General features: G+C 71.1%; 11 protein-coding genes and 2 pseudogenes. 7 read left to right on the forward strand and 6 right to left on the reverse strand.

Annotated features, from left to right (window positions below; genetic code table 11):
* Positions 1-110: 110 nt before the first annotated feature.
* From OG352_RS32905 to OG352_RS32915, 3 genes and pseudogenes are all read left to right on the forward strand, one after another.
* Positions 111-1031, forward strand: a complete 921-nt coding sequence (locus OG352_RS32905) for a carbohydrate ABC transporter permease (RefSeq protein WP_329221957.1) — start codon at positions 111-113, stop codon at positions 1029-1031.
* Complete coding sequence (locus tag OG352_RS32910) at positions 1028-1861, forward strand: carbohydrate ABC transporter permease (RefSeq protein ID WP_329221959.1); 834 nt, start codon at positions 1028-1030, stop codon at positions 1859-1861. The genes OG352_RS32905 and OG352_RS32910 overlap by 4 nt, the downstream gene beginning before the upstream one ends.
* A 63-nt stretch (positions 1862-1924) precedes the next feature.
* A pseudogene (locus OG352_RS32915) lies at positions 1925-2653 on the forward strand (extracellular solute-binding protein); the annotation flags it as partial.
* 60 nt (positions 2654-2713) lie between these two features.
* On the opposite strand, the gene OG352_RS32920 reads toward OG352_RS32915, so the two are convergent.
* The gene (locus tag OG352_RS32920) at positions 2714-3631 is read right to left on the reverse strand and encodes a DUF3152 domain-containing protein (protein WP_443072515.1); all 918 of its coding nucleotides are present in this window, start codon (positions 3629-3631) and stop codon (positions 2714-2716) included.
* A gap of 266 nt (positions 3632-3897) precedes the next feature.
* Between OG352_RS32920 and OG352_RS32925 the strand changes: the two genes are divergently transcribed.
* From OG352_RS32925 to OG352_RS32935, 3 genes are read left to right on the forward strand one after another with little or no spacing between them, the layout of a single operon-like run.
* Positions 3898-4590 (forward strand): response regulator transcription factor, encoded by a 693-nt coding sequence (locus OG352_RS32925; RefSeq protein ID WP_329221961.1) that lies wholly within the window; start codon positions 3898-3900, stop codon positions 4588-4590.
* Positions 4587-6101: a sensor histidine kinase gene (locus OG352_RS32930; protein ID WP_329221962.1), complete on the forward strand. Its 1515-nt coding sequence runs from the start codon at positions 4587-4589 to the stop codon at positions 6099-6101. The genes OG352_RS32925 and OG352_RS32930 overlap by 4 nt, the downstream gene beginning before the upstream one ends.
* Positions 6098-6655, forward strand: a complete 558-nt coding sequence (locus tag OG352_RS32935) for a hypothetical protein (protein WP_329221963.1) — start codon at positions 6098-6100, stop codon at positions 6653-6655. The genes OG352_RS32930 and OG352_RS32935 overlap by 4 nt, the downstream gene beginning before the upstream one ends.
* A gap of 248 nt (positions 6656-6903) precedes the next feature.
* On the opposite strand, the pseudogene OG352_RS32940 reads toward OG352_RS32935, so the two are convergent.
* Positions 6904-7013, reverse strand: a pseudogene (locus OG352_RS32940) (IS5/IS1182 family transposase); the annotation flags it as partial.
* 190 nt (positions 7014-7203) lie between these two features.
* Positions 7204-9474 (reverse strand): MMPL family transporter, encoded by a 2271-nt coding sequence (locus tag OG352_RS32945; RefSeq protein WP_329221964.1) that lies wholly within the window; start codon positions 9472-9474, stop codon positions 7204-7206.
* A gap of 415 nt (positions 9475-9889) precedes the next feature.
* Here OG352_RS32945 and OG352_RS32950 point away from each other — a divergent pair, with 415 nt between their 5' ends.
* Complete coding sequence (locus tag OG352_RS32950) at positions 9890-10438, forward strand: DUF1697 domain-containing protein (protein ID WP_329221966.1); 549 nt, start codon at positions 9890-9892, stop codon at positions 10436-10438.
* A 74-nt stretch (positions 10439-10512) separates the two neighbouring features.
* On the opposite strand, the gene OG352_RS32955 is transcribed toward OG352_RS32950, so the two are convergent.
* The 3 genes from OG352_RS32955 to OG352_RS32965 are packed head-to-tail and all read right to left on the reverse strand — an operon-like array spanning position 10513 to position 12963.
* Complete coding sequence (locus OG352_RS32955) at positions 10513-11271, reverse strand: sirohydrochlorin chelatase (protein WP_329221968.1); 759 nt, start codon at positions 11269-11271, stop codon at positions 10513-10515.
* A gap of 11 nt (positions 11272-11282) precedes the next feature.
* Complete coding sequence (locus OG352_RS32960) at positions 11283-12164, reverse strand: ABC transporter permease (protein WP_329221969.1); 882 nt, start codon at positions 12162-12164, stop codon at positions 11283-11285.
* A complete protein-coding gene (locus tag OG352_RS32965; RefSeq protein ID WP_329221971.1) occupies positions 12151-12963 on the reverse strand; it encodes an ABC transporter ATP-binding protein in 813 nt (270 codons plus the stop codon). The genes OG352_RS32960 and OG352_RS32965 overlap by 14 nt, the downstream gene beginning before the upstream one ends.
* Positions 12964-12977 lie beyond the last annotated feature (14 nt).

The raw sequence follows: 12977 nt of genomic DNA on the forward strand, positions 1-12977 counted from the left end.
TTCACGACCATGGCGGGGCCCGTCACAGCCGCGGGAAGGGGGACGTCTTCGTGTCGTTGGCGACCGAGAAGAGACGGACGGAGAAGAGAGGAACGGCCAGGAGACGGACGGTGCGCGGACGGGCGGAGCGCCGCGCTTCCGGCACCGGCCCACCGCGCGCGACCGCCGGCCCCGGCGCCTGGTTCCTCGTCCTCCCCGCCCTGATCCCCATCCTGGTGCTGAGCGTCGGCCCGCTGCTGTACGGGATCCTGCTGGCGTTCACCGACGCCCAGTCGGGCCGCACCTCGCCCACCCGGTGGATCGGCGCCCTCAACTTCTCCGACCTGCTGCACGACACCCTGTTCTGGGAGTCGTTCCGGATCGGCCTGGTCTGGGCGGTCGGGGTGACGGTTCCGCAGTTCCTGCTCGCCCTCGGCCTCGCCCTGCTGCTGAACGAGGACCTACGGCTGCGCCGACTCGCCCGCGCCCTGGCGATCATCCCGTGGGCGATGCCCGAGGTCGTGGTCGGCGTCATGTGGCGGCTCGTCTACAGCCCGGACGCCGGCATCCTCAACGAGACCCTGCGGGACCTGGGTCTGGGCGACGGTCGGGACTGGCTCAGCGGCCTGGCGACCGCCCTGCCCGCGGTGATCGTCGTGGGCGTGTGGGCGGGCATGCCGCAGACGACGGTCACGCTGCTCGCCGGACTGCAGAACACCTCCCGGGACCTGCACGAAGCGGCAGCGGTGGACGGCGCGGGCGCCTGGCGCCGCTTCCGCACGGTCACCTGGCCGGCCCTCAGACCCATCGCCCTCGCCGTCACGGCGCTGAACTTCATCTGGAACTTCAACTCCTTCGCCCTCGTCTACGTGCTGACCAGCGGCGGACCCGGTGGCCGCACCCGGCTGCCCATGCTCTTCGCCTACGAAGAGGCCTTCCGCTACGGCCAGTTCGGGTACGCGGCGACGATGGGCTGTGTGATGGTCGCGGTGATCTCGGTGTTCCTGGCCCTCTTCCTGGTGGGCCGGATCAGGGGAGGTGACGACGCGTGAGGACCCGCCCCGCGGCCCGCGCCGGCCAGTACACGGCCCTGCTCGCCTACCTCGTCTTCCTCGCCTTCCCCTTCCTCTGGCTGCTCTCCGTCGCGTTCAAGCCGCCCCGCGAACTGGGCAGCCTGCACCCCACCTGGATCCCGCAGCATCCCACCCTCGCCAACTTCCGCCAGGCGTTCGACGAACAGCCCCTGCTGCACGCCGCGTTCAACTCCCTGCTCGCCGCGCTCGGCGCAGGCGTGATCGCCGTCGCGCTCGCCCTGCCGATGGCGTACGTCATGGCCCGGCAGCGCAACCGGCTCGCGCGGGCCGTGTCCGGGTGGGTGGTGGTCAGCCAGGCGTTCCCGTTCGTGCTGGTGATCATCCCGCTGTTCCTGGTGCTGAAGAACCTGCGGCTGATCGACTCCGTGCCGGGGCTGGTGATGGTGTACGTGGTGTGGGCGCTGCCGTTCGCGCTGTGGATGCTCGTCGGATACGTCCGGGCCGTGCCCGTCGAACTGGAGGAGGCGGCGGCGATCGACGGGGCCGGGCGGCTGCGGACGCTGGTCTCGGTGACGGCGCCGCTGCTGGCACCGGGGATCGTCGCGACGGCGCTGTTCACCTTCATCACCGCGTGGAACGAGTTCTTCTTCGCCCTGGTGCTGCTGAAGACGCCGGAGAAACAGACGCTGCCGGTCGTCCTGACCCACTTCATCGGCGCGGAAGGCGTTGCCGACCTGGGGCCGCTGGCCGCCGCCGCGTTCCTCGCCACCCTCCCCTCGCTGGTCGTCTTCGCGCTCATCCAGCGGCGGATCACGGGCGGCATGCTCGCCGGGGCGGTGAAGAGCTGATGCGGACGAGACTGCTGGTCGCCGTGGTGCTGCTGCTCCTCGCGGGCTGCTCCTCGGGCTCGGAAGTACGGCGTGGCCTGGCCGCTGAAGGAGCCCGTCTCCGCCACCCTCAACCTCTCCCTGTCGGCGGGCGGGCAGTTGTTCCACCGGGGCGCGGACGGCAAGGTCACCGTCCGCTTCCAGGCCGGCGACGAGGTCGTCCCGCGCACCGTCCACGACCAGGTCGGCGCCGACCACAGCGCCTCGCCGACCACGCTGGGCAGCGGCGGTTCGGACACCCTGCCCGGCTTCTTCGGCGGCCGGTACGCGATGGTCCCGCTCGGCTTCTCCTACCGCCAGCAGATCGTGCAGCAGGCGCCGAAGGGCTTCGACTGGCAGGTGCTGCCGGCCCCGGCGGGCGCCGACGGACTCGCCCAGGGGGTCAGTCCGCAGACCCTGTCCGTCGCCGAGGACAGCCCCCACAAGGCGGAGGCCGTCGCCTTCGTCGACTTTCTGCTGCGGCCGAAGAACATGGTGCGCCTCGCGCTCGGCGACTGGATGCTGCCCACCGGCACCCGGGCGCTCGCGGACCCCGCCCTGCACACGGCGAAGGACGACTGGGCGACCGGCACCGCCCTCGCCGCGCACCTGCGGCCGGCGCCCGCCCAGTCGGTGCGGGGCTACCCCGAGTGGAAGGACAAGGTCGCGACCCCCGCGTTCCAGGAGTACTACAGCGGCGCGATCGGCCTCGGTGAACTGCGCACCCGTCTGGAGAAGGACGGGAACCTCGTCCTGGCCCGCTACCAGCGCTGAACGGCCGCTTCGGGGAAGCACTGTGCGGCCGTTCAGGCAAGCACGGTGCGATCGGCCGGTTCAGGGAACGGCGGGGCCGGTGACGAACCGGCCCTGTCCGTCGTACGGCCAGACGTTGGGGACGCAGCCGTTCATGCCCTTGATCTGCTGCATCATCGCCGGGGCAGGCTTGCCCGCGCCGGGGCAGCCGACGTGGCCCTGGCCGAGGAAGTGACCGACCTCGTGGTTGATGATCAGCGCCCGGTAGGCCGTGACGTCCCTGGCGTAGACGGGGGTGGCCAGCAGCCAGCGCCTGAGGTTGACCATGACGTTCTCGGCCACGTTGCAGTTGACCTCGCCGCCGGTGTCCAGCCCGTACTGCCCGCAGATCTCGTCCACGGTGCCGGGGGTCGCGATCCGGACGGCGAAGTCGGTGGCGCCGCCGGAGACCCGCTGGAACGCCGAGTGCCCGTCCGCGGTCCAGCCGCGCCGGTCGGCCAGGATGCGCTCCACCTGCCGGGCGACGTCGGCGGCGGACAGGTCGAGGCCGTCCTCGACGTCCACCCGGTAGCGCAGGGCGGCGCCCTTGCCCACCTTGCCGCTCGACCCGGACGCGGTCGTGAACGTACCCGGCCCCGAGTCGGGGATGCCGTCCTTGGACGAACTCCCCCTCGAATCACCGGACTTACCGCCCGACTTACCGCCCGAAGTACCACCGGACGAACCGGCCGGCGGATCGGCGGGCGGACCGTTGGACCGGCCGGCGGACGAGCTGACGGACGGACCGGCGGGTGTGCGGGGCGAGGACGAAGCGCTGGGCGTCGAACGGGGGGACGCCGAACCGGACGCCGCAGACCCGCCGGGCGCCGCAGACCCGCCGGACGCACCGGGCCCACCGTGCGCGCCGGACGCCGTCGAACGGCCCTCGGCCGCAGACCCGCCCCCGCCCGCAGACGTCCATTCCGCGGCCGTGAAACCGGCGACGCCCAGGAGCGCCAGCGCGGCCAGCCCTCCCCACAGCGGTCCTCGCGGTCCTCGCGGCCCTCTCCGGCCGCGCCCGCTGGAGTGCGCGGGGCGCCTCCGACGGCGACGGGCGGCGGAGGAATCTGCTCGGTGCACGCTCATGGTTGTTCAGATTGTGATTGCGATGTGATCGGATCAGGCCCAAGCGATAACAAAAAGGTAACGACCCGGTCGGCGCGGTTTCATGTGATCATCCGGTAACAATGGTCCGGAGTGGCCGACGGCGTACCGATACTGAGGCCATGCCACGAGTTCTGCTGATCGAGGACGACCGCGCCGTACGGGACGGCGTCGGCCTCGCGCTGCGCCGTCAGGGCCACGAGGTCGCCGCCGCCGAGACGGGCGAGGACGGTCTGCACCGGCTGCTCTCCTTCCGGCCGGACGTCGTGGTGCTGGACCTGATGCTGCCCGGCATGACCGGCCTGGACGTGTGCCGGCGGATGCGGGACCTGGACCAGACGCTGCCGATCATCATGGCGACCGCGCGGGGAGATGACGAGGACATCGTTGTCGGACTCGAGGCGGGGGCCGACGACTACGTCGTCAAGCCCGTGCAGGCCAGGGTGCTCCAGGCCCGTATCCGCGCCGTCCTGCGCCGGGCGGCCGGCGCGCCCGCCGACGGCGGCATACCGAAGATCGACACCTACGGCGACCTCGCCATCGACCGCGCCGGACTGTCCGTCGCCTGGCAGGGCACGCCGGTCGCCCTCGCCCCCTCCGAACTGCGGCTGCTGCTCACCCTGTCCGCCTCGCCCGGCCAGGTGTTCAGCAGACAGCAACTCCTGGAAGCGGTCTGGCAGCACAGCTACCACGGCGACGCGCGGCTCGTGGACGCCTGCGTGAAACGGCTGCGCTCCAAGCTGGGCGAACCCCCGCGCGAGCCCCGGCACATCCAGACCGTGCGCGGCTTCGGCTACCGGTTCGCCGCCCGGTGAGAGCCCTCGGAACCCGTTTCCGCGCACACCGGCTGCGCGGCCTGCGCGTGCGGTTGGTGGTGGCGTTCGCGCTGGTCGCCGCCGTCACCGCGACGACCACCGGCGCGCTCACCTTCCGGGAGGCGCGCACCGGAGTGCTCCAGCAGAGCCAGGACACCGTGATCAAACTGCTGCGCACCCAGGTGACCCGGCTGGCCCCCGAACTCTCCTTCCCGCCGGACGAAGCCGAACTGCGGCGGTTCGCGGTCGACGTGGCACGCACCGAACAGTCGGGCACCTGGCGGGTGTTGGTCGTCTACCGCACGCTGGAGGCCACCTCCGTGCCCGGCGACCGGTTCGAGGAGCTGACGCCCGCCCTGCGCGAGGCCGTCGACTCCAGGTCGGCCACCGTCTTCCAGCGGGTCAACCGCGCCGACCACACGGCTCTCCTCGTCGGCATGTCGGTCGCCTTCGCCTCCTCCGCCTCCTCCGCCTCCTCCTCGGGCGTCGGATCCCTCACCGGTGTGAAGGTGTTCCTGACGGTGCCTCAGACCACCGAACAGGCCTACGTCGACGCCCTGGTGACCGCCGTGGAGCGGGCCGCCGTCCCCGCACTGGTCCTCGCCGTCCTGCTCGCGCTGCTCGCCGCCCGAGGGGTGCTGCGGCCGGTGCGCGCGCTGCGCAACGCCACCCGCAGCATCGCCGAAGGCCGGCTGGACACCCGGCTCGCCGTCGACGGCTCCGACGAACTCGCCGAGCTGTCCCACACGTTCAACGAGACGGCCGCCGCGCTGGAGGAGTCGGTGGCCGAACTGCGCGGCATGGAGGCCCGGGCCCGCCGTTTCGCCGCCGACGTCTCGCACGAGCTGCGCACCCCGCTGGCCGCCATGTCGGCCGTCACCGACGTCCTCGACGAGGACGCCGCCCACCTCGACCCGGACACCGCCACCGCGGTCCGGCTGATCAGCGAGGAGACCGTGAAACTGGCCCGGCTGGTCGACGACCTGATGGAGATCTCCCGCTTCGACGCGGGCGCGGCGGTGCTGCACCTGGACGAGATCGACCTCGCCGAGTCCCTCCGCCGCACCCTCGCCTCCCGTGGCTGGAGCGATACGGTGGACGCCCTGCTGCCGGCGCCGGACGAGCTGCGCGGCCGGGTCGACCCGCGCCGCCTCGACGTCGTCGTCGCCAACCTGGTCGGCAACGCCCTGCGGCACGGCGCCCGGCCGGTGACGGTGCGCCTGTCCGAGGGCGAGGGGCCCGGCGGCGGGCGGTGGGCGGTCATCGAGGTGCTGGACAGCGGGCCCGGCATCCCCGACAACGTGCTGCCCCATGTCTTCGAACGCTTCTACAAGTCGGACGCGGCCCGGTCCCGGACCGAGGGCAGCGGGCTGGGACTGGCGATCACCGAGGAGAACGTCCGGATGCACGGCGGCACCGTCCGGGCGGCGAACCGGCCGGCGCGCGGCGCCGTCTTCACCGTCCGACTCCCGCTGCGGCGGGACGAGTCGGCAGAGGAGGAGCGACCGTGAAGGCCGTACGCCGAGCCCTGCTGCTGTGTGTCCCGGCGCTGTGCGCGCTGGTCTCCTGTGGCATTCCCGCGACCGGTGTGGTGGAGGCGGGCGGCCCCGCCCACGGGATCGTGCCGACGGTACGGGTCTATCTCGTCGGCGGTGGCGGCGCCCTGGTCCCCGTCACCCGCAGGATCGCCGGACCGGTCGACGTCCAGTCGGCCGTGGAGGCGCTCCTGTCGGGCCCGACGGACGAGGAACAGGTGAAGCGCCTGACCACGCTGGTGCCGCCGCCGACGCCGCCCCCGACCGTCGCCCCGAGCAGTCTCCTCGCCACCGAGGAACCGGAGCGGGCCGACGTGCGGGTGGACACGCGGGACGGCAAGGTGGCGATCCAACTGCTCTCCATCTCCGACGAGTTGACCGAACTCGCCGCAGCGCAGGTGATCTGCACGGCCGTCGACGCCCGTCGCACCGTCGACCCGGGCGCCAAGACCGCGACGGTGACGGTGACGATCACGAACGCGGTCGGCCGGGGCGTCGAAGGAACCGACGAGCGCTGCCCCGACCACTGAGCCGCGGCCGCCGCCCCCCGACCCGTGACCTCCGCCCTCTGACCCGGGTAATCAGGTTGCATGAGACGTTTCGTCTCGCTTGCGGTCGTCGACATGGCCAGTCGCCCCGCCCGCATACCCGTCCCTTGTTCTTCGCAGGGGATCCCGGCTTTCAGACCGGGCGGGAACGCGATCCTCGGCCCGCAGGCGTGAAGCGCCGGAGATCACTGCGTCTGCGGGGTGACGCTCAGGCCGGTCGCTTCTGGTTGTCGATGTAGTCCTTGACGATGCTCAGGTCGTGGTACTCCGGCCGTTCAGGCAGCAGTGCCGCGAATTGGTCCCAGAGCGGTTCGCTCGGCCATGACGGCAGTACAGGCACAGGTCTCCCCGGTGATCACAGAGCGTCGCAACTCCGTGATCGCCAAGACCTGTGCCCGCCCTGCTGTCGGGATGCCTCACTACGTCTATCCGCGCGACCTCTCACCAGGCCTGCTGTACGCATGAGTGAGGGCCCGTCAGCATCTCGTGGATGCCGACGGGCCCTCGGATCAAGGGAGTCGGGGCGGGCGTCAGACCGTCAGCCGCTCGCCCTCGTCGTCCCGGGCCGCCGGGGCGGTCGCCGCCTCCGGCGACTCGTCGTGGGTGAGGTCGGGCAGCCGGTGCAGCCACTTCGGCAGGTACCAGTTGCGCTCGCCGAGCAGCGCCATCACGGCCGGGAGCAGCACGCCCCGGATGATCGTCGCGTCGATCAGGACCGCAGCGGCCAGACCCACGCCCATCTGCTTCATGGACTGCATGGACAGCGTCCCGAAGATCGCGAACACGGCGACCATGATGACCGCGGCGCTGGTGACCACACCCGCCGTGGTGACCACACCGTGGTGGATGGCCTCGTTCGTCGTACGGCCCCGCAGTCGCGCCTCGCGGATCCGGGAGACGACGAACACGTGGTAGTCCATCGACAGGCCGAACAGGATCACGAAGAGGAACAGCGGCAGCCAGGTGATGATCGCGCCGACGCCCTCCGCGCCCACCAGCGAAGCGCCCCAGCCGTGCTGGAAGACGGCCACGAGGATGCCGTAAGCAGCGCCCACGGACAGCAGGTTGAGGACGATCGAGGTGATCGCGATCGTCAGCGACCGGAAGGACAGCAGCATCAGCAGGAAGGCGAAGACCACGACGAACACGAAGACGGGGGCGACGGCTCCGCCCAGCTGGTCGTTGAAGTCCTTCGAACCGGCCACCTGTCCGGTGATCGGCGCCTGGACGCCGTCGACCTTGCCGAGCGTGGCCGGCCGCACCTCGTCGCGCAGCTTGTCCAGGCTCGCGCCCGCCTTGTCCAGGTCGGAGCCGCCGACCAGCGGGACGTACACGTAGGCGATGTTCTGCGCGTCGTGCAGCTTGATCTCGACGGGGCCGCGGGAGGCGCCCGAGCTGACCGCCTGCTCCTTGAACCGCTGGAGCGCCGCCTTCACTTCGGCGGAGTTGATGTCGTCGGCCTTGACGATCACCTCGGCCGGGTCGGAACCGCCCGGGAAGGCGTCGTTGACCCGGTTGTAGGTCTGCACGATGGGCAGCGAGTCGCCGAACTCCTGGTCCAGGGTGAGGTTCTGGGTCTTCATGCCGACCGCCGGAGCGGCGATCGCGAGCAGTGCGCCGGCCGCGACGACGACCGCGACGGCGGGCCTGGCGAGGACGACCTTCAGGACGGCGCTCCAGAACCGGCTGCCCTCCTCGGCCTGCCGACCGTTGCCCTTCTTACGGCGCTTGTCGGGGTGCAGGAACGGGATCCGCCCCTTCTCGACCCGCTCGCCGAGCAGCGACAGCAGGGCGGGGAGGACGGTCACCGAACCGACCATGGCGACCGCGACGACCATCAGGGAGGCCAGGCCCATCGCCTGGAAGGTGGCGAGCCCGGTGAACAGCATGCCCGCCATCGCCACGCACACGGTGACACCGGAGACGACCACGGCCCGGCCGCTGGTCGCCGCGGCGATCCGCAGAGCGGTCTCCGGGTCCCGTCCGGCCGCCCGCTCCTCGCGCTCCCGGCGCAGGTAGAACAGGCAGTAGTCGACGCCCACGGCCAGCCCGACCAGCAGCATCACGGAACTCGCGCTGTCGTCCATCGGCTGGATGTGGCTGACGATGCCCATCAGGCCCATCGTCGCCATGATCGCGGTGATCGCGAGCGCCACCGGCAGCAGCGCCGCCACCACCGCGCCGAAGGCGATCAGCAGGATGCCCAGCGCGACCGGCAGGGCGGAGTACTCGGCCTTCTGGAAGTCGTCGCCGAACGCGTCGTCGAACGTCTTCGTCATGCTGGCGCCGCCGATCTCCTCGATCCGCAGCGAGGAGTGGTCCTTCCCGACGCCCTCGACGGCCTTGAGCACCGGCTCGACCCGGTCGCCCGCCGTCTCGGAGTCGCCCCGCATGTCGAACTGGACGAGGACGCTGCGGCCGTCCTTGGAGATCGTGTTCGTGTCGTACGGCGAGGTCACGTCGGTGACCCTGCCCGTCCCGTCGACGGCCTTGACGACCGCGGCGACGGCGTCCTTGAACTCGGCGTCCGTGGCCTTGAGGGAACCGTCCTTCGACTGGATGAGGACGCTCTCGCTGGCCGGCTCGTCGATCCCGGCGTCCTCGACGATCTGTGCGGCCGTGTGGGTCTCGCCCGAGAGCTGGTCGCTGTCCTTGACCATGACGGTGCCCGCCGCCGAGCCGATGCCCATGGCCAGGACGACGAACAGCACCCATATACCGACGGCGGCCCATCGGTGCCGGGCGCTCCAGCCGCCGGCCCGCGCGGCGATGCCCCGCACCTTGGTGTCTTGGTTCCCCATGACGGGCTTGCCCCCTCGAAATGCGGTGACAACCCGTGCCGCCACCTTCTGATTCGAAGGTATGCGCTGGATAAGGCCATCTCGTCGTGCTGCCCGGTGACGTCCCGCACTCCCGACTCCTCCGGTCGGACTGCGTCGTCTCATTGCTGGGGAGGACGGCGGCCCCTTACATCTATCCGGCGATCTCGGGGGTGGTGGTCAGGGTGAAGGTCGCACGGACGTTCGTGCTGAGGTCGGATGCAAGGTTGTGGAGGTTTGTCGAAACACGTCGCGGACTTGTGGAGAAGTGCGTCGGTCGCCGATCCGAGGTTGATCCGCGCCCCGCCGTCGGCCAGAGTTTCCCGCCCGGCCCCCACGCCGGCTGCGGCCGTCGTGCCCACCCCCACGGGGCACGACGGCCGATTAGGGTGTGCGGATGACGACGACGTACGCGGCCCTGTTGCGCGGCATCAACGTGGGCGGCAGCAAGAAGCTCCCGATGGCCGAACTGCGCACCCTGCTGGCGGGGCTCGACCTCGGCGACGTGCGCACCTACCTCCAGAGCGGCCAGGCCGTCTTCACCTCCGGCCACGGCGACGAGGAGAGTCTCGCCGCAGAGATCGGGGCGGCGATCGAGAAGCACTTCGGCTTCGCCGCCGACGTCATCGTGCGCGACCACGCCTTTCTGAAGGCGGTTGCCGACAACTGTCCGTTCCCGGCAGCCGAGTTGGAGGCCAGGCAACTCCACGTCACCTACTTCTCCGCCCCCGTCGACGAGGAGCGCTACGCGGGCATCGACCGGGACGCCCACCTCCCAGAGGAGTTCCGCCTGGGCGACCGCGTCCTGTACCTGTACGCCCCCGACGGCCTCGGCCGTTCCAAACTCGCCGAGCAACTGTCCAAGCCCCGCGTCAACAAGGGCCTCATCGCCACGACCCGGAACTGGAACACCGTCGTCAAACTGGTGGAGATGACACAGGCGTGACACACGCCTGCGCGAGGCCCGGCCCATGCGTCACATCGTCGTCGGGGCCGACCGCAGCCGAGCGCCCCCGTCGCTCACGCGCCCACAGCCGCCAGCGCCGGCATCCGGGCCGTGTCGTAGCGGTCCAGCAGGAGCCGGGCCACCTCCGGGGCCGGGCCCAGCACGTCGGCCAGGACGTCCGCCTCGGCCGCGCCGCGTGCGATGCGGTCCGGGAGGAAGCCGGGGGCCAGGACGTACGGGGCGACGGCGACCCGGGCGCAGCCCAGGGCCCGCAGTTCGCGGACCGCGTCCTCGGTGCGGGGCAGAGACGCGGAGGCGAACGCGGGCCGCACGGCACACCAACCGGTGCGCCGCCACTCCCGCGCGATTTCTGCGATCACCGCGATCGCCTCCGGGTCCGTGGACCCCGCCGAGGCCAGCACGACCCCGGTCGAGGACCTGTCGGCGGGCGTCAACCCCGCCTCGTACAACCGCCGTTCGAGGGCGGTGAGCAGCAGCGGCGCGGGGCCGAGCACCTCGGCCTGCCTGATCCGCAACTGCGCGGGCGCCTCCCGCAGGACCGCCGGGATGTCCGCCTTCGCGTGGAACGCGCGGGTCAGCAGCAGCGGCAGCGCCACGACGTCACGGACGCCCTCCGCCGCCAGCGACTCCAGCACCCCGTGCACGGAAGGGATGTTGAAGTCCAGGAAACCCGTCTCCACGCGCACCCCCGGCCGCAGCGACCGTACCCGCCGCACCAGGGCGTGGACGGTCGCGGCGTGCCGCGGATCGCGGCTGCCGTGGGCGATGACCACGAGGACGGGGCGAGAGGGTTTCCTGTGCTGGGGATACATGGGAGTTCGGCTCAGCCCTTCACCAGCAGACCGCGGCTGCGCAGCACCCATCGCTCCAGCGGGCTGAAGATCAGCAGGTCGATGGCGATGCCGACGAACAGGATGAGCAGGATCGCCTCGAACACCATCGACATGTCACTGGCGTTGCGGCCGTTCTCCAGCAACTGGCCGAGCCCGACGCCGAGATCGGGGAACGACGCGATGATCTCCGCCGCCATCAGCGAGCGCCACGAGAACGCCCACCCCTGCTTCAGCCCCGCCACATAGCCCGGCAGCGCGGCCGGCAGCGTGATGTAGACGGTTCCCTTCAGCCCCGTCGCCCCCATCGTGCGGCCCGCCCGCAGGAACAGCGGCGGCACCTGGTCGACGCCCGACACCAGCCCGTTGGCGATGGACGGCACCGCGCCGAGCAGGATCACCGTGTACATCATCGAGTTGTTCAGACCCAGCCACAGCACGGCCGGCGGCACCCACGCCACCGACGGCAGCGACTGCAGACCCGACAGGATCGGCCCGATCGCCGCCCGCACGAACTTCACCCGCGCCACCAGCAGACCCAGCGGGGTGCCGATCGCCAGGGCGAAGAGGAAGCCGAGCAGACCGCGCGAGACGCTGGTCCAGATGTAGCCGAGCAGCTTGCCCTCGAGCCACGCCTCCTGGAGCGTGCGCCAGACGTCCAGCGGCGACACCAGCTTGGTCGGGTCGGCGACGACCTTGAAGGTGATCTGCCAGACGGCCAGCAGCAGCGCGATCGCGACGATCGGCGGCAGGATCTTGTCGACGAAGGTCCGGCGGAAGGGCGTACGAACGGCTGGCGCGACCACGTCCAGCGCGTCGAGACCGGCCTCGACGCTTCCCGAGTCCTGGACGGACTTCGTCTCAGTGCTGGCCATGACGGCGGATCTCCCCACGCAGGACTTCGGTGATCTCGATGGACAGTTCCGCCACGGGGGCGTCCTCGATCCGGCGCGGCTGCGGGATGTCCACCGTCCACTCGCGCGCCACCCGGCCGGGCCGGGAGGACAGCAGGACGACCCGCTGGGCGAGCCGTACCGCCTCGCGCACGTTGTGCGTGACGAACAGGACGGACAGCCCCGTCTCCGCCCAGATCCGGGTCAGCTCGTCGTGCAGCACGTCCCGCGTGATGGCGTCCAGCGCCGCGAACGGCTCGTCCATCAGCAGCAGTTGGCTCTCCTGCGCGAGGGCGCGGGCCATCGCCACCCGCTGGCGCATACCGCCGGACAGTTCGTGGACGCGCTTGCCGTACGCGCCCTTCAGCCGGACCAGTTCGAGCAGCTCCTCGGCCTTGCCGCGCCGCTCGGTCTTCGCGACTCCCCTGAGTTTCAGGGCGAGTTCGATGTTCTTGCCCGCGGTCAGCCACGGGAAGAGGGCGTGCTCCTGGAACATCAGCGCCGCGCGGCCGTTGGTCGTGATGGAGCCGGCGGTGGGCTCGTCGAGCCCCGCCACCAGGTTCAGCAGCGTGGACTTGCCGCAGCCTGAGGCCCCCAGGAGGGTGACGAACTCGCCGGGAGCGACATCGAGGGTGATGTCGTCCAGGACGAGCTGCTGCCCGCCCGGTCCGGCGAAGGACTTCGAGACGTGCTCAAGACGTGCCGCGTACTCCACGGACTCGGTGGTCTCTGCGGCCTTGGCGAGGGTCGTGGCCATGGTCGTCACCTCCTGGGAACTCATCGGACTCCGGTCGT

Source organism: Streptomyces sp. NBC_01485 (assembly GCF_036227125.1).
In the GTDB taxonomy this organism is placed as follows: Bacteria; Actinomycetota; Actinomycetes; order Streptomycetales; family Streptomycetaceae; genus Streptomyces.

What these genes read in the sequence shown, in the direction of transcription:
- OG352_RS32950 (WP_329221966.1), top strand. Translation starts at nt 9,890, where the DNA reads ATGACGACGACGTACGCGGCCCTGTTGCGCGGCATCAACGTGGGCGGC.
- OG352_RS32965 (WP_329221971.1), bottom strand. Translation starts at nt 12,963, where the DNA reads ATGAGTTCCCAGGAGGTGACGACCATGGCCACGACCCTCGCCAAGGCC.
- OG352_RS32960 (WP_329221969.1), bottom strand. Translation starts at nt 12,164, where the DNA reads ATGGCCAGCACTGAGACGAAGTCCGTCCAGGACTCGGGAAGCGTCGAG.
- OG352_RS32925 (WP_329221961.1), top strand. Translation starts at nt 3,898, where the DNA reads ATGCCACGAGTTCTGCTGATCGAGGACGACCGCGCCGTACGGGACGGC.
- OG352_RS32945 (WP_329221964.1), bottom strand. Translation starts at nt 9,474, where the DNA reads ATGGGGAACCAAGACACCAAGGTGCGGGGCATCGCCGCGCGGGCCGGC.
- OG352_RS32955 (WP_329221968.1), bottom strand. Translation starts at nt 11,271, where the DNA reads ATGTATCCCCAGCACAGGAAACCCTCTCGCCCCGTCCTCGTGGTCATC.